Source organism: Ruegeria sp. BJ6 (genome assembly GCF_056537885.1).
Window position 1 is genome coordinate 105,142 of sequence record NZ_JBQFSG010000001.1, and the last position, 17,434, is coordinate 122,575.

General features: G+C 58.4%; 14 protein-coding genes. 10 read left to right on the forward strand and 4 right to left on the reverse strand.

Annotated features, from left to right (window positions below; translation table 11 throughout):
- Nucleotides 1-7: 7 nt before the first annotated feature.
- Both ACR0D6_RS00490 and ACR0D6_RS00495 read left to right on the forward strand, forming a co-directional pair.
- Nucleotides 8-1,471 (forward strand): ABC transporter permease, encoded by a 1,464-nt coding sequence (locus ACR0D6_RS00490; protein ID WP_480726499.1) that lies wholly within the window; start codon nt 8-10, stop codon nt 1,469-1,471.
- A 95-nt stretch (nt 1,472-1,566) separates the two neighbouring features.
- Complete coding sequence (locus tag ACR0D6_RS00495) at nt 1,567-3,654, forward strand: ABC transporter ATP-binding protein (protein ID WP_170650231.1); 2,088 nt, start codon at nt 1,567-1,569, stop codon at nt 3,652-3,654.
- 114 nt (nt 3,655-3,768) lie between these two features.
- Here ACR0D6_RS00495 and ACR0D6_RS00500 read toward each other — a convergent pair whose 3' ends face one another.
- On the reverse strand, nt 3,769-4,347 hold the full coding sequence (locus ACR0D6_RS00500) for a lytic transglycosylase domain-containing protein (protein ID WP_170650233.1): 579 nt from the start codon (nt 4,345-4,347) through the stop codon (nt 3,769-3,771).
- A 202-nt stretch (nt 4,348-4,549) separates the two neighbouring features.
- On the opposite strand from ACR0D6_RS00500, the gene ssb reads away from it, so the two are divergent.
- Nucleotides 4,550-5,038, forward strand: a complete 489-nt coding sequence (gene ssb, locus ACR0D6_RS00505) for a single-stranded DNA-binding protein (RefSeq protein ID WP_170650235.1) — start codon at nt 4,550-4,552, stop codon at nt 5,036-5,038.
- 18 nt (nt 5,039-5,056) lie between these two features.
- Complete coding sequence (locus ACR0D6_RS00510; protein WP_480764080.1) at nt 5,057-6,127, forward strand: site-2 protease family protein; 1,071 nt, start codon at nt 5,057-5,059, stop codon at nt 6,125-6,127.
- 12 nt (nt 6,128-6,139) lie between these two features.
- Here the strand turns inward: ACR0D6_RS00510 and aroB are convergent, their stop codons facing one another.
- Both aroB and ACR0D6_RS00520 read right to left on the reverse strand, forming a co-directional pair.
- Nucleotides 6,140-7,252, reverse strand: a complete 1,113-nt coding sequence (aroB, locus tag ACR0D6_RS00515) for a 3-dehydroquinate synthase (RefSeq protein ID WP_480764081.1) — start codon at nt 7,250-7,252, stop codon at nt 6,140-6,142.
- Nucleotides 7,253-7,840: a shikimate kinase gene (locus tag ACR0D6_RS00520; protein ID WP_480764082.1), complete on the reverse strand. Its 588-nt coding sequence runs from the start codon at nt 7,838-7,840 to the stop codon at nt 7,253-7,255.
- A 79-nt stretch (nt 7,841-7,919) separates the two neighbouring features.
- Here ACR0D6_RS00520 and ACR0D6_RS00525 point away from each other — a divergent pair, with 79 nt between their 5' ends.
- The 4 genes from ACR0D6_RS00525 (at nt 7,920) to ACR0D6_RS00540 (ending at nt 11,903) form a co-directional block, all read left to right on the forward strand.
- The gene (locus ACR0D6_RS00525; RefSeq protein WP_170650243.1) at nt 7,920-8,069 is read left to right on the forward strand and encodes a hypothetical protein; all 150 of its coding nucleotides are present in this window, start codon (nt 7,920-7,922) and stop codon (nt 8,067-8,069) included.
- On the forward strand, nt 8,059-9,579 hold the full coding sequence (locus ACR0D6_RS00530) for a hypothetical protein (protein WP_480764083.1): 1,521 nt from the start codon (nt 8,059-8,061) through the stop codon (nt 9,577-9,579). The genes ACR0D6_RS00525 and ACR0D6_RS00530 overlap by 11 nt, the downstream gene beginning before the upstream one ends.
- Nucleotides 9,580-9,581: 2 nt before the next feature.
- Nucleotides 9,582-10,532, forward strand: a complete 951-nt coding sequence (locus ACR0D6_RS00535; protein WP_480764084.1) for a site-specific tyrosine recombinase XerD — start codon at nt 9,582-9,584, stop codon at nt 10,530-10,532.
- 63 nt (nt 10,533-10,595) lie between these two features.
- On the forward strand, nt 10,596-11,903 hold the full coding sequence (locus tag ACR0D6_RS00540; protein WP_480449258.1) for an HlyC/CorC family transporter: 1,308 nt from the start codon (nt 10,596-10,598) through the stop codon (nt 11,901-11,903).
- 78 nt (nt 11,904-11,981) lie between these two features.
- Here the strand turns inward: ACR0D6_RS00540 and ACR0D6_RS00545 are convergent, their stop codons facing one another.
- Entirely contained in the window at nt 11,982-13,550 is a 1,569-nt protein-coding gene (locus ACR0D6_RS00545; protein WP_480764085.1) for an ABC transporter substrate-binding protein, read from the reverse strand.
- 204 nt (nt 13,551-13,754) lie between these two features.
- Here ACR0D6_RS00545 and ACR0D6_RS00550 point away from each other — a divergent pair, with 204 nt between their 5' ends.
- Entirely contained in the window at nt 13,755-16,172 is a 2,418-nt protein-coding gene (locus ACR0D6_RS00550) for a GcvT family protein (RefSeq protein WP_480764086.1), read from the forward strand.
- Between the two features lie 31 nt (nt 16,173-16,203).
- Entirely contained in the window at nt 16,204-16,812 is a 609-nt protein-coding gene (locus tag ACR0D6_RS00555; RefSeq protein WP_480764087.1) for a nucleotidyltransferase family protein, read from the forward strand.
- Nucleotides 16,813-17,434: the final 622 nt, after the last annotated feature.

Consider the following 17,434-nt stretch of genomic DNA (forward strand, 5'->3'; position numbering starts at 1 on the left):
ATAGAACATGGAACCTCTAAGCTGGACCGGCTCTATCGCCTTTCTGAATCCTATCCTAGTGATCGCGCTGGTGCTTTTGGCAATTTCCATCGTGATCTGGATCTTGGCCAGTATCTTTCAGGCCGAAGCGCCCGTGTCGGTGAATGCGGACGGAACCCTGAGCTCGGGCGGCGGTCTGCGCGGCCTGTCGCAGATGGCGCTGCGCTATTCGTTCATGGCAAGCGTGGGTGCCGCGCTTGCCTATCTGGTGCTGGGTATCTTCCTGGGAACCAATGCCGGTATCGTCGGCGCAATCTCGCAGCAGTTCCTGCCCGTCTGGGTGTCGATGATCATCCTGTTTGCGATGTCCATCGCCTTCAAGCGTCGGCTTGGCCTATATGGCAAGCTGTTCGACAGCCCGATCGGAATGATCGGTTTCGGATTGGTCATGTTCTGGGTTTTCACCGGCATCTTCGGTGCACTGGACCTGATCGTCACGCATGATCCGCTGGATCAGGTTTCGGGTATGAAGAACAAGGTGCCGGGCACTCCGCTACCCAATCTGGAGGAAGGCGAGTTCGCCTGGTACCTTCTGGGTGGAGACAATCTGGCCCGTGATGTGTTCAGCCGCATGGTCAAGGGCGCATGGATTGTGGTGCAGATCGCACCGCTGGCTACGCTGTTTGCATTCATGGTCGGGATCACGCTGGGACTGCCGGCAGGTTACTATGGCGGACGGCTGGACACGTTCCTGTCCTTCCTCGCCAACCTGATCCTTGCCTTCCCGGTTATCCTGCTGTTCTACTTGCTGGTTACGCCGGAAATCGTGGCGACGGGTGTGCCGAACTATATGGCGGCGGTGTTGTTCGTGTTCCCGATCCTGTTCATCGGTGTTCTGCTGAATTCGCGCTACTACACGCGACCAAAGTTCCGCACACCTTTGCTGATCGGAGTTCTGGGTATTGCGATCTGGCTTTATCTGTCGCTGATCTCGACCGGTGGATACATCATCAACACAGATGCCTACCGGATCTGGGGTCTGCCGACATACCTTGACCTCTTCGACGTTCCGGGTGGCATTCTGGTCGTGTTCGTTTCGGTGGTCTTTGTGAACTCACCCACGGTGTTCCGTATCGTCCGTGGTCTGGCGCTGGACATTAAGACACGCGACTATGTAGCAGCCGCACAGACGCGGGGTGAAGGGCCATGGTACATCATGCTGTGGGAAATCCTGCCCAACGCGCGTGGCCCGCTGATCGTCGATTTCTGTCTGCGCATCGGTTATACCACCATCCTTTTGGGGACATTGGGTTTCTTCGGACTGGGATTGCCGCCGGAAAGCCCGGACTGGGGTTCGACGATTAACGAGGGCCGCAAGCTCTTGTCGATCTATCTGCACCCTGCCCTGCCCCCTGCGTTGGCCCTGCTGTCGCTGGTTCTTGGTCTGAACCTGCTGGCGGATGGTCTGCGCGAGGAAAGCCTGAAGGACTGATGTGATCGAGGCCGGGGGCGCTGTCCCCCGGACCCCCGAAGTATTTTAGGCCAGATGAAGATGGATCTTTTTTCTGAGCCGACAGGGAGAACAACATGAACAAACTGGCGGATTATGACGGCCCGATCCTTGAGATCGACAAGCTGTCAATTTCATTCTTTACCCGCCTGCGGGAAATCCCGGCTGTGATGGATTTCTCGGTCAGCGTCCAGCCCGGCGAGGCGGTTGGTCTTGTGGGCGAGTCCGGTTGCGGCAAGTCGACCGTGGCGCTGGGTGTGATGCAGGATCTTGGCAAGAACGGGCGGATCGTTGGCGGTTCGATCAAGTTCAAGGGTCGCGATCTGAGCGAAATGAGCGCCGAAGAGTTGCGTGACGTTCGCGGCAACGAGATCGCCATGATCTATCAGGAGCCGATGGCATCGCTGAATCCGGCGATGAAGATCGGCAAGCAGCTGATGGAAGTGCCGATGATCCACGAGGGTGTGGGCAAGGAAGAAGCCTATGCCCGCGCTTTGGAGGTGGTGACAGACGTGCGCCTGCCCGATCCCGAGCGGATGCTGAACAGCTTTCCGCACCAGTTGTCGGGGGGGCAGCAGCAACGGATCGTGATCGCCATGGCGTTGATGTCCAAGCCTGCGCTGCTGATCCTTGATGAACCAACGACGGCGCTGGACGTGACCGTCGAGGCCGCTGTTGTGGAACTTGTCAGGGACCTGGGCAAGAAATACGGCACTTCGATGCTGTTCATCAGCCACAACCTTGGTCTGGTTCTTGAGACCTGCGACCGGCTGTGCGTGATGTATTCCGGTGAGGCGGTTGAACGTGGTTCGATCCACGATGTTTTCGACGAAATGCAGCACCCCTATACGCAGGCGCTGTTCCGGTCGATCCCGCTGCCGGGGGCCGACAAGAACTCGCGCCCGCTTGTGGCAATTCCGGGTAACTTCCCCCTGCCCCATGAACGCCCGCCGGGGTGCAACTTTGGCCCGCGCTGCGATTACTTTGAAGAAGGTCGCTGCGACGCGCAGGACATCCTGATGAGTGCCGTGCCCGGCAATGACCGCCATCACACGCGTTGCCTGAAGTTTCAGGAGATCGACTGGAACGCGCCGATTACTGTTGGTGAGCAGAAAGAAAAAGCCGCGATTGGCCGGACCGTCCTCAAGATGGACAACCTCAAGAAATACTATGAGGTGGCCGCAAACGCGCTGTTCGGAGGTGGCGCGACCAAGGTGGTCAAGGCAAACGAGACCCTGAGTTTCGAAGCCCACGAATCTGAAACGCTAGCCATTGTGGGCGAATCCGGTTGCGGCAAGTCCACCTTCGCCAAGGTTCTGATGGGGCTTGAGACGGCGACTGACGGGCAGATTCTGCTGGATAATCGCAACATCGAACAGGTGCCCATCGAAGAACGTGACGCCAAGACTGTTGGCGAAGTGCAGATGGTGTTCCAGAACCCGTTCGACACGCTGAACCCGTCCATGACCGTGGGGCGGCAAATCATCAGGGCGCTGGAAATCTTTGGCGTCGGCAATTCCGAGGCAGATCGCAAGAAGCGGATGCTGGAACTGCTGGATTTGGTGAAACTGCCCCGCGCGTTTGCAGACCGGATGCCGCGCCAGTTGTCAGGCGGCCAGAAACAGCGTGTCGGTATCGCCCGCGCCTTTGCGGGGGATGCCCGGATCGTGGTCGCTGACGAGCCCGTCTCGGCGCTGGATGTGTCGGTGCAGGCAGCTGTGACCGATCTACTGATGGAAATTCAGCGCGAGCAGAAAACCACGCTGCTGTTCATCAGCCATGACCTGTCGATTGTGCGGTACCTGAGTGACCGGGTCATGGTGATGTATCTGGGACATGTGGTGGAACTGGGATCGACCGATCAGGTATTCTCGCCGCCATATCACCCGTATACCGAGGCGCTGTTGTCCGCTGTTCCCATCGCGGACACATCGGTCGAAAAGCAGCATATCGTTCTGGAAGGCGATATTCCGTCGGCCATGAATCCGCCGCCGGGTTGTCCGTTCCAGACGCGGTGCCGCTGGAAATCCGAAGTGCCGGGAGGCTTGTGTGAAAAGGATGTGCCGCCGGTACAGACACTTGCGGATGGTCATCAGGTCAAGTGCCATCTGGCCGAAGATATCCTTGCCCGCATGGAGCCGGTCATCAAAATCGCGGCCGAATAGGTACAATCAATATCTGAAAGGGCCGGCCATGCGCCGGCCTTTTTCGTTTAAGACAATCTCAGCAGAACGACGGTGCGCGTGTGATCGTCCGAAATGGCAAGCAGATAGCAGGGATCAACTGCCCCAGATTTTTTTGACGTAATTCTGTGTCTCTGCATAAGGCGGTATGCCGCCGTGCTTTTCCACCGCTTTCGGACCGGCGTTATAGGCGGCCAGCGCCAGACGCCAGGATTTGAACTTGCGATATTGCCAGGACAGATAGCGCGCGCCGCCTTCCAGATTCTGGCGCGGATCATGCGGGTCCACCCCCAGCAGATTGGCTGTCTGTGGCATGAGCTGCGCCAGACCCAATGCTCCCTTGTGCGATTTTGCATGTGGGTTCCAGCCGGATTCCTGATGCACCAGTCGCAGGAAAAGTTCCTCGGGGACGCTGTGTTTGCGCGCGGCCTCGCGGGCCATCTGCAGATATTGCCCCCGGTACTTTCCGGAATATCGTTTGCTGAACCCGGTTTGCGCCGTCTTTGGTTTCAGACGGTCGGAATCCCGGTACTGTGTTGCACCGCGGGAATCTAGGAATTTCGCCTGTTTCTGAAAGATGTCCTTGCGGTTCTTCGTCGAGAACATGTCAGCCTGTGCTGGAAGTGACGCCAGCACCAAGCACACAACAGAAAAACCGCCAACCAGAAAGCGCATCAATAGACCCTGCTCGTTCAGTCCTCGCGCGATTATATGAATTACGAACCGAAAGGAAAGTCCGGTTGCGCGGGGGTCGGAATTTCGGGCGAGACTGTGCCTCTATCAACTCTGTTTTAACCATGACGCAGGCCGTATAGGGTCACGGAGAACGGATCGTGAGATTCGCAACAGATCGAGATGAATAAGAACGGGGAATCATATGGCGGGTTCAGTCAACAAGGTCATTCTGGTCGGAAATCTGGGCCGGGATCCCGAGGTCAGGAACTTTCAAAACGGGGGCAAGGTCTGCAATCTTCGCATTGCGACGTCTGAAACCTGGAAGGATCGCAACACCGGCGAACGCCGTGAACGGACCGAATGGCACTCTGTTGCCATCTTCAATGAAGGTCTTGTCCGTGTCGCGGAACAGTATCTGCGCAAAGGCTCGAAAATCTATGTCGAAGGGCAGTTGCAGACCCGGAAGTGGCAGGACCAGTCCGGTCAGGACCGCTATTCAACCGAGGTTGTCCTGCAGGGCTTTGGATCGACCCTCGTGATGCTTGACGCACGCGGCGAAGGCGGCGGCGGTGGTGGCGGCGGATATGGCGGCGGCCAGTCCGGTGGCGGATATGGCGACCCTTATGGCGCTCCGCAAGGATCACCGGCACCAGCATCGGGCGGAATCGACGACGACGAGATCCCGTTCTAAGACAACCGGAGAACATATATGACATGGTCCTTCTCACTCGGTCGATTGCTCGGCTCGGAACTGAGGGTCCATGTCACCTTTTTCCTGCTGCTCGCATGGGTCGGATTTGCCGCCTATTCGGACGGCGGAATACAGGCCGCCATCGAAAACATCGCTTTTGTTTTGGCTCTGTTTGCCTGTGTGGTCGCGCATGAGTTCGGCCACGCATTGATGGCCCGGCGCTATGGTATCAAGACGCCTGACATCACACTTCTGCCGATCGGGGGGCTGGCGCGACTGGAGCGGATGCCCGAAAAGCCGATGCAAGAGGTGATGGTGGCCCTTGCTGGACCAGCGGTGAATGTCGTCATCTGGGGCGTTCTGGTGATCTTCGGCGCGAGAATGAATTTGGAGACACTGGCCCAGATCGACTCGGCCCGGACCGACCTGTTGAGCCGTCTGGCCTATGTGAATCTGTTCCTCGCCGTCTTCAACATGATCCCAGCCTTCCCAATGGATGGCGGGCGGGTATTCCGGGCACTTTTGTGCATGAACATGGATCGCGTCAAAGCCACGCGTGTTGCGGCCATCGGTGGACAAATGGTGGCCGTATTGCTGGGGTTTCTTGGCCTGACGTCAGGTAACCCGATCCTCGTTCTGATAGCTGTATTTGTGTTCATTGCGGCCAATGCGGAAAGTCAGGATGTCGCCATGCGCTCAGTCGCACGCCGCGTTCTGGCGCGGGACGCGATGATCACATCGTTCGAGGCGCTGTCGCCTCGGGACACGTTGAACACCGCAGCACAGGCTGTCATTCACACCACGCAGCACGAGTTCCCGGTCCTGGATGACAGCGGGGTGCTTTTGGGGTTTGTCACCCGCTCAAAACTGTTTGCAGCCCTTGCCGGTGATCACCCAAGGTCAGACCCGGCGACGACAGTCATGGACGAGAACATTCCGACCGTCGCACTGACAGCTGGTCTTGAGAAGGTTCTGGAAGAGCTTCACCAAGGTGCCCCCGCCATCGCAGTCTGTACCGAAACCGGGCGTATGGTCGGCTATATCACCCGCGAAAACATCGGTGAGCTTATGGTGATCAAGGGGCGCTAAACCCCTTTCCCGTCAGCAGGTTGCCAGAGCGTCCTCAAGCACCGTCATAACCGCCTCGCGTGGCACGTCGGAGGTAACGAACGCCTGCCCGATCCCGCGCGCCAGAATGAACCGCAACTGCCCGTCCACAACCTTTTTGTCCTGCGCCATCAGATCGACCAACGCCTCGGCCCCGGGCAGATCACCCGGAATATCTGCCAGATCGGTTTTCATGCCCATCGCCTTGAGATGCGCGCGGACGCGGCTTGGGTCCTCTTGCGAACACAGGCCCAGCCGGGCGGACAATTCAAAGGCCAATGCACAACCGATGGCAACGCCTTCGCCGTGCAGCAGACGGTTGGAATAACCTGTCGCAGCCTCAAGCGCGTGACAGAAGGTGTGGCCAAGGTTCAGCAACGCGCGGTCGCCCTGCTCGGTCTCGTCGCGGGCGACGATGTCGGCCTTCATCTGGACCGAACGCGTCACGGCCTGCACTCGTGCAGCCATATCCCCGGCAGACAAAGTTGGGCCATTGACCTCGAGCCAGTCAAAGAAAGCTGCATCGCCCAACAGGCCGTATTTCACCACTTCACCATACCCGGCCAGAAAATCCCGGGGTGTCAGCGTGCCAAGAACCGCGGTATCGGCCAACACCAACGAAGGCTGATGAAAGGCGCCGATCAGGTTCTTGCCCTGCGGTGCGTTGATACCGGTTTTACCACCGACAGAGCTGTCAACCTGCGCCAGCAACGAGGTCGGAATCTGCACGAACCGAACTCCGCGCCGCAGAACGGCAGCGGCAAATCCCGCCAGATCGCCGATCACGCCGCCACCCAATGCAACAACCACATCCCTGCGTTCGACCTTTTCCGACAGCAGCCACTCGACGGCGCGCTCGAAATGGGGCCAGCTTTTCGTGGCCTCGCCGGCGGGCAGCGCCAGTGCACTCATTTCAATACCGGCCGTGGCCAAACCTGAACGGAGCGCTTCCAGATGCAGGCCAGCAACGGTTTCGTCTGTCAGAACAGCAACCCGGGGACGATGCAGCAGAGGCGCGATCCGCGCGCCGGACTGAGCCAGAAGATCGGGACCGATTTCGACATTGTAGGCGCGATCGCCCAACGGGACATGAACTGTTTGATGCATCTATTTCCGTTCCAAAACATCCGGGCGGGTTTCCAGTACTGACAACACCCGGTCAACCATCCTGTCGATCGAGGTTTCAGCGTCCGATTCCACCGCCAGATCGGCCTTGGAATACAGGGGCACCCTTTTATTATACAGCGCCCGCAACGTCGCATGCGGGTTCTCGGTGCGCAGCAGCGGTCGCGTATCCTTGTGCCGGACTCGGTTCCAAAGCACGCCCAGATCGGCCCGCAGCCACACCGACACGCCGCGCTCGGATATCATCTGACGGTTTTCCGGCGACAGGAACGCGCCGCCACCGGTGGACAGGATACCTTTTTCCTCGTCCAGAAGCCTGCCGATCACCTGACTTTCCTTCTGACGAAAGAACGGCTCGCCATCGCGGGCAAAAATCTCGGGGATGGTCATGTTGGCGGCCGATTCGATCTCGGCATCGCTGTCGAGGAACGGAACTCCCAGCCGCGCGGCAAGAGCCCGCCCCACAGCGGTTTTTCCGGCCCCCATCATGCCAACCATAACCACGGTTTTGTGCAGTTCATATGCCTGCGCCGTGTCGGATCGTTGGGCGTTATGCTTAATTTCGCTCATTTCCCTGTGAATGACGTGATCTTGCGGAAAATGCCAGTTATAACTTGGCCAAAAGAGAAAATTGGGGCAGCGTTAAAACATGGGCCGTCTGATCAAGTTCCTGATATACCTTATTTGCCTCGGCTTCATCGGGCTGGTGGCGTACGCTTATGTCGGGCCGTTTTTCGGCGCCGACTTTTCCGCGCCGCAAAGTGAAATCCGCGAACCGGTGACATTGGATGTTGACTAGGGCAACGCTGATTGCGTTTTGCCTGACCGGACCGGCCTTTGCGCAACAGCCTCTTTCAGCAATCGAGTGGTTGAACGATCCACCCGTAAACCTGCCGGGAACGGTGCTGCTTGAACCGCCTGTGACCCAGACGGGCCTGTCGCCCAATGTCGAGGTCACCCCGTTGGAATCGCTGTCGCGCCCGCTGGGGCTGGTATCGGCTTCGGTCACGGGGCTGCCGCTTGACCTGTGGCGCGGAAGTGACCCGGATCGCCTTGCGGAAATGATATCGCAGGTTCCAGTACGCCGGAATCCGGCCATGCAGCGGTTGTTGTTCACTCTGTTGCTGACCGAGGCGCGCGCGCCCGCAGGCCCCGGCGCGGACGAGGTAATGTTGTTCGCCCGGCTGGACCGGTTGATGCAACTGGGTGCCAGCGACCCTGCACAATCCCTGATTCAATTGGCCGGCCCGACGGATTCTCAGGAAAGGTTTCAACACTGGTTCGATGCCACCCTGCTGACCGGGGACGAAGAGCGTAGTTGCACCGCCCTGATCGCTCAGCCCCATCTGTCGCGGGATTATGCAGCGCAGATATTTTGCAAGGCACGCCGGGGGGACTGGACATCCGCCGCTCTGACTCTGGAGGCCGCTCATGCGTTGCAGGTTCTGCCGCCGGAAGAGTTGGACCTGCTAGACCGGTTTCTTAGCCCGGAGTTGTACGAAGGCGCAGAATACCTACCGCAACCTGAGCGCCCTGATCCTCTGACGTTCAGGATGTTCGAAGCGATTGGTGAGCGGTTGCCGACGGCCTCGCTGCCGCGCGCATTTGCCAATGCTGACCTGCGGGACGTCGCGGGATGGAAAGCGCAAATCGAAGCCGCCGAGCGTCTGACCCGTATTGGCGCACTGACACCCAACCAGCTGCTGGGCCTTTATACCGAACGCGACCCCGCGGCGTCCGGCGGGGTTTGGGATCGGGTGGCAGCCGTTCAACGGTTTGAGGCCGCGCTGAACGCCGGTGATCCGCAGGTAATTTCAAAAACCCTGCCCCCTGTCTGGGAAATGATGCAAAGCGTCGGATTGGAAGTGCCTTTTGCAGAATTGTTTTCCGAGGATTTGTCGAAGGTTGAATTGTCGTCGCCTAACGCGGAAAACCTGCGCTGGCGCATTCTGCTGCTTTCCGAAACCTATGAAACCGCTGCTCTGACCCTGCCCGAAGAGTCCGAACAGAACCTGTTTCTTGCCGCTCTGGCGCAGGGCGATCCGGGGCGCGCGATTTCGCCCTCGCCGCTGGCCGATGCGATATCCGAAGGGTTTGCATGGTCTGCCCCCGTCCCGAGGGACATCGATGCGATGCTGTCCAACGGTCAGTTGGGCGAGGCGATTCTGAAATCAATGCAACTGTTCACCCACGGCGCGCGTGGCAATCTGGTTGACCTGACCGCCGCACTGGCCACATTCCGCCGCGTGGGTCTGGAGGACACGGCGCGCCGGGCAGCGCTGCAATTGATGATCCTGAACGGAAGCTGACCATGAGGGCGCCCGATACGCAGGATCTTTGGATTTCCACGTTTCTCGAGGCGCAGGCCGCTGAACTGGGTGCCGCGACCAATACGCTGCTGGCCTATGGGCGCGACCTCAAGGACTTTGCCGACTGGCTGGACCGGCACAAATCCGATTTTGCGGCTGCCGACAGGGATCGGGTCGAGGGGTATTTGATTGACTGCGATGCGCAGGGGCTTTCGCGTTCGACCCGCGCGCGGCGGTTGTCTGCGATCAAACAGCTGTACCGGTTTGCATTCGAGGAAGGCTGGCGCGAGACGAACCCGGCCATCCAGATCAAGGGGCCCGGACGGCAGAAGCGGTTGCCGAAAACGCTTGAGGTGATCGAAGTCGATCGCCTGCTGGAAGCGGCCCGAATGACGGGCCGCAATGCGGCGGACCGTGTGCGGAATACCTGCCTGATGGAGTTGCTGTACGCGACAGGTATGCGGGTAACCGAGCTGGTGTCCCTGCCCGTTTCCTCGGCGCGCGGCGATCCGCGAATGCTGCTGATCCTTGGCAAAGGCGGCAAGGAACGGATGGTGCCGCTGTCACCACCAGCGCGCGATGCTTTGGCCGCGTGGTTGACCGTTCGGGACGAGGTCGAAGAAAAAACCGTTGAAAAAGGTGGGCAGCCTTCGCGCTTTCTTTTCCCGTCACGTGGAAAATCCGGCCATCTGACACGCCATCGGTTCTTTTTGCTGATCAAGGAATTTGCGATTCAGGGGGGCGTTTCGCCTGAAAAGGTCACTCCGCACACGCTGCGCCACGCTTTTGCTACGCATCTGCTGGCAAACGGGGCTGATCTTCGTGCGATTCAAACGCTTCTGGGCCATGCGGATGTGGCGACGACGGAAATTTATACACATGTTCTGGACGAACGCCTGTCCGAACTTGTGCTGGAGCATCACCCGCTGGCCAAAAACAAGGATAAGGGCTAACCCCTTGATCGGGCGAGGCACCGGCCCCATAACGGATGCAGAACACAGAACAACCAAGGACCGATGGAACCCAACCCTTCCCTGATCGACGGCGCATTCTGGACAATCTCCGGCGCCATCCTGTTTTTGCTCGTCCTGTCGGGCTTTTTCTCAGGCTCTGAAACCGCCCTGACGGCTTCTTCACGCGGCAAGCTGCGGGCGCAGGCCGACAAAGGATCGCGTGGGGCGCAAAAGGCACTGGATATCACCGAAGACAACGAACGCCTGATCGGGTCGGTTCTGCTGGGCAATAACCTTGTGAACATTCTGGCGGCCTCGCTTGCGACGGCCCTGTTCACGCGGCTTTTTGGTGAAAGCGGCGTCGCACTTGCGACTCTGGTGATGACCCTGCTGGTACTGGTCTTTGCCGAAGTTCTGCCCAAGACCTACGCGATCACAAATGCCGAAAAAGCGGCGGCGGCGGTTGCCCCGGCGATCGGCATCATCGTGACGCTTTTTTCGCCGGTGGTCGCTGCTGTGCGTCTGCTGGTGCGCGGTGTGCTTCGGCTGTTCGGCGTACAGATCGACCCCGACAGTCACGTTCTGGCCGTCCGCGAAGAGATTGCGGGCGCGCTGCAACTGGGGCATTCCGAAGGCGTCGTCGAAAAGGAAGACCGTGACCGCATTCTGGGCGCGCTGGATCTAGGCGACCGCACGGTGGAAGAGATCATGTTGCACCGCTCGAACATCGAAATGATCGATGCGGATGCCGAACCCGAAACCATCCTGCAGCAATGTCTGCAAAGCCGCCATACCCGACTGCCGGTGTTTCGGGACGAGCCGGAGAATGTCATCGGCGTTGTCCACGCAAAAGACCTGTTTCGCGCGATGTATGCGCAGGTCGGGGGTGCCGAAGGTGATGCGGACCGACTGAAAAGCTTTGATGTCTCGAAGGTCGCGAATGCCCCCTATTTCGTGCCCGAAACGACCACTCTGGATGATCAGATGCGAGAGTTTCTGCGGATACGCAGCCACTTTGCGCTTGTCGTGGATGAATATGGTTCACTGCGCGGATTGATCACGCTGGAAGACATTCTTGAGGAAATCGTGGGTGAAATCGCCGACGAGTTCGATATCGAAGAGGACGTTCCGGTGACGCGGACCGAGGATGGTCAGTACCTTGTCGAAGGCGCAATGACCATTCGCGACGTCAACCGCGCGATGGACTGGTCGCTGCCTGACGAAGAGGCCAACACCGTGGCGGGGCTGGTCATTCACGAGGCGCAGATGATCCCCGAAGTGGGACAGGTATTCTCGTTCCACGGATTCCGGTTCGAGGTGACCGATCGCGAGGGCAACCGGATCACCGGTCTGAAAATCCGCCCGCTGTAACGCGGCAAGCCCTGACCCGGCCAGCCTTACAACTTTAGAACCGGCGCCCGAAGAACGGGCGCCGATCTGTATTGTGGTTTATGCGAACCAGGTGCGGCTGGCCACATAGCCGTCCATCAGGTCACCATTTGCATGAGCGGCCCAGCCTGTCACGGTCTCGGAATAGCCGTCGATGAACTGGTTGAACATCGGGTTGATCAGCCCGCCCTCTTCCCAGACGATACGCGCCATCTGGGCATAGATATCCTGACGTTTCGAGGTGTCCAGTTCGGCGCGCGCCTTAAGAAGCAAAGCGTCGAATTCCTCGTTCTTGAATCGGGTATCGTTCCAATCCGCGGTCGAGAGGTAACCCACCGACCACATCTGGTCCTGTACCGGACGTCCACCCCAGTAAGAAGCGCAGAAAGGTTTCTTGTTCCAAACCTCGGACCAGTAACCATCTGCCGGTTCACGCTTGATCTCCAGCGGGATACCCGCCTCTTTCGCTGACAGCTGGAACAGCTGGGCTGCATCCAGCGCACCGGCGAAGGCCGCATCGGAAACGTGCAGCACGATGGGAGATCCGTCGTGGCCCGATGCCTTGTAGTGCTCGGCCGCCTTGGCCAGATCAAAGCTGCGCTGTTCAAGCGAGCCGTCAAACAGCGGATAGGCTTCGTTGATCGGGATGTCATTGCCGACCGTTCCATAGCCGCGCAACACCTTGTCCACCAGCTCATCCCGGTTGATGGCGTATTTCAGCGCCAGACGCAGGTCTTTGTTGTCGAACGGCGCGGTGTCCGTGTGCATGACAAAGATGTAGTGCCCGCGCCCCGATGTGGCGTTGATGGTGACGCCCGGCGCACGACCGAACAGCTTGGCGGTACGTGGGGACACGATGTTGATGGCGTGGACCTGCCCGGCCTGCAAAGCCGCCGCACGGGCTGTATCATCGTTCAGAACCAGAATTTCGTGGCTGTCATAGTGGCCGACGGTGTCATCCCAGTGGTTGGCGAACTTTTCAAAGCCATAGCGAACACCCGGTTCGTCGGCCACGACCTTGAACGCGCCGGTCGAGATGCCAGCCGCCGGGTTGTCCATGCCGCCACCGGGCTGGATCACAAGGTGATAGTCCGACACCAGATAGGGAAGATCGGCGTTGGGCGTGGTCAAGGTGATGGCCACTTTGTCGCCGTCCACGCGAACGTCTTCGATCCCGCGCATGATGCCCAACGCACCAGACTGAGAATCCTCGTTCGAATGGCGCGCCAGCGTTAGTTGAACGTCCTCGGGGGTCAGGGTTTTGCCGTTATGGAATTCAACGCCCTTGCGAATGGTGAAATACCACGTCTTGGCATCTTCCGATGCCTCCCAGCTTTCTGCGAGGCTTGGGGCAATGCCACCGTCCGGGGTGACAACAGTCAGGGTGTTGCCAAAGGCACGCAGCGCCTTGGCCGTCACATGCGACGCCGACAGGGCAGGATCAAGGGTGTTGGTGCTTTCGCCGCCCTTCAGCCCCAGAACAAAGTGGCCGCCCTTTTTGGGCGTTTCAGCCAATCCCGCTTCGGCCCAAATCAGGTTGGCTACCGCAGCGCTCAGACCAAGAGCGCCGGCCTTGGCCATGAATTCACGGCGGCTAAGGGATTTGGGTTTGGGGTCGAATTTACTCATTTCGTTGTCCTTGTGGAGTAATTGACGTCACGTCGAAGTGGGGCGCCGATAGTTTGATTCTGTAACAGCCTCATGACCGTTCGCCCCGCCGCGTCCTATGAACCCAAAAATTGAGAAGCGTCAAACGACATGTTTTGTCGCGATTGGCATTGCATACCGGTTCAACACCTTCAGACTGGCGGCAAATTCCGAGGAGAGACAGTCATGAAACTAACCACTCGTGTGGCCGTCATTGGTGGCGGCGTTGTTGGATGTTCGGTGTTGTATCATCTGACCAAGCTCGGCTGGTCCGATGTCATGCTGCTGGAACGGTCCGAGCTGACTTCGGGATCGACGTGGCATGCTGCTGGCGGGTTTCACACGCTGAATGGCGACACCAACATGGCCGCGCTGCAAGGGTATACAATTCGCCTGTACAAAGAGCTTGAAGAGATCACCGGCATGTCCTGTGGGCTGCACCATGTGGGCGGGGTGACACTGGCGGACAATCAGGACCGGTTCGACATGCTGCTGGCGGAACGCGCCAAACACCGGTTCATGGGGCTGGAGACCGAGATTGTCGGGCCGGACGAGATCAAAAAGATCGCGCCGATCACCAATACTGACGGTATTATCGGCGCGCTTTACGATCCGTTGGATGGCCACCTCGACCCGTCCGGCACAACCCATGCCTATGCCAAGGCTGCGCGCATGGGTGGCGCAACGATCGAAACGCACTGCATGGTGCGCGAAACCAATCAGCGCGCTGACGGGACGTGGGATATCGTCACCAACAAGGGCACCATCCATGCGGAACATGTCGTCAATGCGGGCGGCCTGTGGGCACGGGAAGTCGGCGCGATGGCTGGCGTGTATTTCCCGCTGCACCCGATGGAGCACCAGTATCTGGTCACCGACAACATCCCGGAAATCGAGGCCATCATCGATGCGGGCGGCGAGCATCCGCATGTGATGGATCCGGCGGGCGAAAGCTATCTCCGGCAGGAAGGGCGTGGCCTTTGCATCGGTTTCTATGAACAGCCCTGCAAGCCCTGGGCAGTGGACGGCACGCCCTGGGAATTCGGGCATGAACTACTGCCGGACGACTATGACAAGATCACCGACAGTATCGAATTTGCCTACAACCGCTTTCCTGTTCTGGCCGAAGCCGGAGTGAAATCGGTGATCCACGGGCCGTTCACCTTTGCGCCTGATGGCAACCCTCTGGTCGGTCCAGTGCCGGGGATGCGCAACTATTGGTCGGCCTGCGGTGTGATGGCCGGGTTCAGCCAGGGCGGCGGCGTAGGCCTGATGCTGGCGCAGTGGATGATCGAGGGCGAGCCCGAACGCGATGTGATGGCCATGGACGTGGCCCGGTTCGGAGACTGGATCAGCCCCGGATATACCCGCCCTAAAGTTATCGAAAACTATCAGAAACGCTTTTCGGTGGCCTACCCCAACGAGGAACTGCCCGCCGCGCGGCCAAACCGCACAACACCGATGTATGACGTCTTCAGCGAAATGGGCGCTGTCTGGGGTCAGCAATATGGTCTGGAGGTTGTGAACTATTTCGCGCAAGGCGACGAACCTGCCTATGAAACACCGTCATTCCGGCGTTCGGATGCCTTTGATGCCACAGGCCGCGAAGTGCGTGGTGTTCGCGAAGGTGTCGGCATCAACGAGGTGCACAACTTTGGAAAATACCTGATCAGCGGCAAAGGCGCCCGCGCTTGGCTGGACCGGATCATGGCAGGCCGGATACCTGCCCCCGGACGGTTGAGCCTGACGCCGATGCTGTCGCACAAGGGCAAGCTGATCGGAGATTTCACCATCTCTTGTCTGGGTGAAGAAGAGTTCCAGCTTACAGCCTCTTACGGATCGCAGGCGTTCCACATGCGCTGGTTCCTGCAAAATGCCGAAGATGGTGTAAGCATCGAGAATGTCAGTGACAAACGGAACGGCTTTCAGATCGCGGGCCCAAAGGCTGCACAGGTTCTGGCAGCCTGTACCCGAGACAACGTTTCCGATCTGAAGTTTCTGGATGTACGCCGCATGACCATCGGAATGAATGAGTGCATCGTGCAGCGGGTCAGCTATACCGGAGATCTGGGATACGAGATTTATTGTGATCCCATGGCCCAGCGTCAGCTTTGGCAGACACTGTGGGAGGCGGGTCAGCCACATGGAATGGTACCGTTCGGAATGCGCGCGATGATGAGCCTGCGGCTGGACAAGTTCTTTGGATCGTGGATGGCAGAATTCTCGCCTGACTACACCGCAGCAGAAACCGGGCTGGACCGGTTCATTTCGTTCAGAAAGAATGTGGATTTCATCGGCCGCAGCCCCGCCGAGGCCGAGCGTGAATCCGGTGCCACACGCAAACTGGTAGCGTTCGAAGTCGATGCGCTGGACGCCGATGTAAACGCGTATGAGCCGATCTGGCTGGACGGCAAGGTGGTAGGGTTCTGTACGTCGGGCGGATATTCACACTTTGCCGAAAAGTCCATTGCGCAAGGGTTTCTGCCAACCGAACGGATTGCTGACGGATTGGAAGTCAAAATCGAAATCCTTGGTCAGATGCGAAAGGCCCGGGTCATCTCGGAACCGCTTTTCGATGCGGATGGCGCGCGTATGCGTGGGTGACAGGTCGCCGAACAATCGCCATGGTGGCGGGATGACGAATATCCCCATCATCCTGCTGGCCGCCGGTCAGTCGAGCCGCATGAAAGGCGCAGACAAGCTGTTGAAAGAAATCGACGGCGTACCTCTGTTGAGGCGCAGCGCCAAAACGGCGCTGTTGGCCGGCCCTGTCATCGTCGCCCTGCCCCGGGAACCCCACGCGCGATACGACGTGCTGCAGGGGCTGGACGTGCGGCCGGTTGCTGTACCAGATGCGGCAGAAGGTATGAATGCCAGCCTTAGACAGGCAATGCGTGCGGTACCTTCCGAGGCACGGGCCGTGATGGTTTTGCTGGCAGATTTGCCGGACCTGACCGTGCAGGATTTGCGCGCGGTCGTTCACTCGGTTTCAAAATGTCCTGACAACAAGGTCTGGCGCGGCGCTACAGAGGACGGCAAGCCCGGTCATCCGGTGATCTTTGATCGCTCACTTTTCGGGGATCTGACCGCACTGACCGGCGACAGCGGTGCACAACAGGTGGTTCAGGCTCATTCCAGCAAAGTGCACTTGGTCAAACTGCCAGGCATTCATGCAAGACTGGATCTGGATACCCCCAAGGCATGGTCGGATTGGGAAAGGGCACGGTCACGGCAGAAAATCTAAAATGCCAAAAGTAACGCGGCCCGGTCTTTGCAGACCGGGCCGGTGCCCAAGATAAGATATCCACCATTCACCAACCCTGAAAGCAGCGATCAGAACGCTGTACAGCTGTTCCGAACGATATGTCGCCGAACCTGAAACAAGACCCCCTCGTTAACTTAGCGACACCCACTCCCAGTGACTGAGTTACAACCGTCGACACCCCCTAGTGCCAGCAGTTCCCCCTCATTTGGGCACTTTCATCGTCACTCATTAGGCGCTTTCAAACAACGTAAAATTTGTATCGAGTAAGTGCTTTTCAAAATTCGCGTTGGCTTTTTCGCAACATCACTTTGGACGCCGATCAACTTGAAAGTGTGGCGCAATGCGCACTTAAGTGATCAACAGCAGGTTTTTAGAGGAGATACACTGTCTTTTAGCATGATATGCAAAGACATAGGAGCATTCTTATAAATTTAGTAAGAAATTCAAAAACAACCTCTAGGAGATCGCGCCAATCGACCCGAAATTCAGAAAAATTTTGTTTACGTTTTTAATTCAATACAACCCTTTTCGAAAATATCGGCCGATTCCGGCAACAATCCACCGATTCGCTTGGCACGCAAGACCGCGCCTTGAAAGAGCT

What these genes read in the sequence shown, in the direction of transcription:
- ACR0D6_RS00490 (WP_480726499.1), top strand. Translation starts at nt 8, where the DNA reads ATGGAACCTCTAAGCTGGACCGGCTCTATCGCCTTTCTGAATCCTATC.
- ACR0D6_RS00495 (WP_170650231.1), top strand. Translation starts at nt 1,567, where the DNA reads ATGAACAAACTGGCGGATTATGACGGCCCGATCCTTGAGATCGACAAG.
- ACR0D6_RS00500 (WP_170650233.1), bottom strand. Translation starts at nt 4,347, where the DNA reads ATGCGCTTTCTGGTTGGCGGTTTTTCTGTTGTGTGCTTGGTGCTGGCG.
- ssb (WP_170650235.1), top strand. Translation starts at nt 4,550, where the DNA reads ATGGCGGGTTCAGTCAACAAGGTCATTCTGGTCGGAAATCTGGGCCGG.
- ACR0D6_RS00510 (WP_480764080.1), top strand. Translation starts at nt 5,057, where the DNA reads ATGACATGGTCCTTCTCACTCGGTCGATTGCTCGGCTCGGAACTGAGG.
- aroB (WP_480764081.1), bottom strand. Translation starts at nt 7,252, where the DNA reads ATGCATCAAACAGTTCATGTCCCGTTGGGCGATCGCGCCTACAATGTC.
- ACR0D6_RS00520 (WP_480764082.1), bottom strand. Translation starts at nt 7,840, where the DNA reads ATGAGCGAAATTAAGCATAACGCCCAACGATCCGACACGGCGCAGGCA.
- ACR0D6_RS00525 (WP_170650243.1), top strand. Translation starts at nt 7,920, where the DNA reads ATGGGCCGTCTGATCAAGTTCCTGATATACCTTATTTGCCTCGGCTTC.
- ACR0D6_RS00530 (WP_480764083.1), top strand. Translation starts at nt 8,059, where the DNA reads ATGTTGACTAGGGCAACGCTGATTGCGTTTTGCCTGACCGGACCGGCC.
- ACR0D6_RS00535 (WP_480764084.1), top strand. Translation starts at nt 9,582, where the DNA reads ATGAGGGCGCCCGATACGCAGGATCTTTGGATTTCCACGTTTCTCGAG.
- ACR0D6_RS00540 (WP_480449258.1), top strand. Translation starts at nt 10,596, where the DNA reads ATGGAACCCAACCCTTCCCTGATCGACGGCGCATTCTGGACAATCTCC.
- ACR0D6_RS00545 (WP_480764085.1), bottom strand. Translation starts at nt 13,550, where the DNA reads ATGAGTAAATTCGACCCCAAACCCAAATCCCTTAGCCGCCGTGAATTC.
- ACR0D6_RS00550 (WP_480764086.1), top strand. Translation starts at nt 13,755, where the DNA reads ATGAAACTAACCACTCGTGTGGCCGTCATTGGTGGCGGCGTTGTTGGA.
- ACR0D6_RS00555 (WP_480764087.1), top strand. Translation starts at nt 16,204, where the DNA reads ATGACGAATATCCCCATCATCCTGCTGGCCGCCGGTCAGTCGAGCCGC.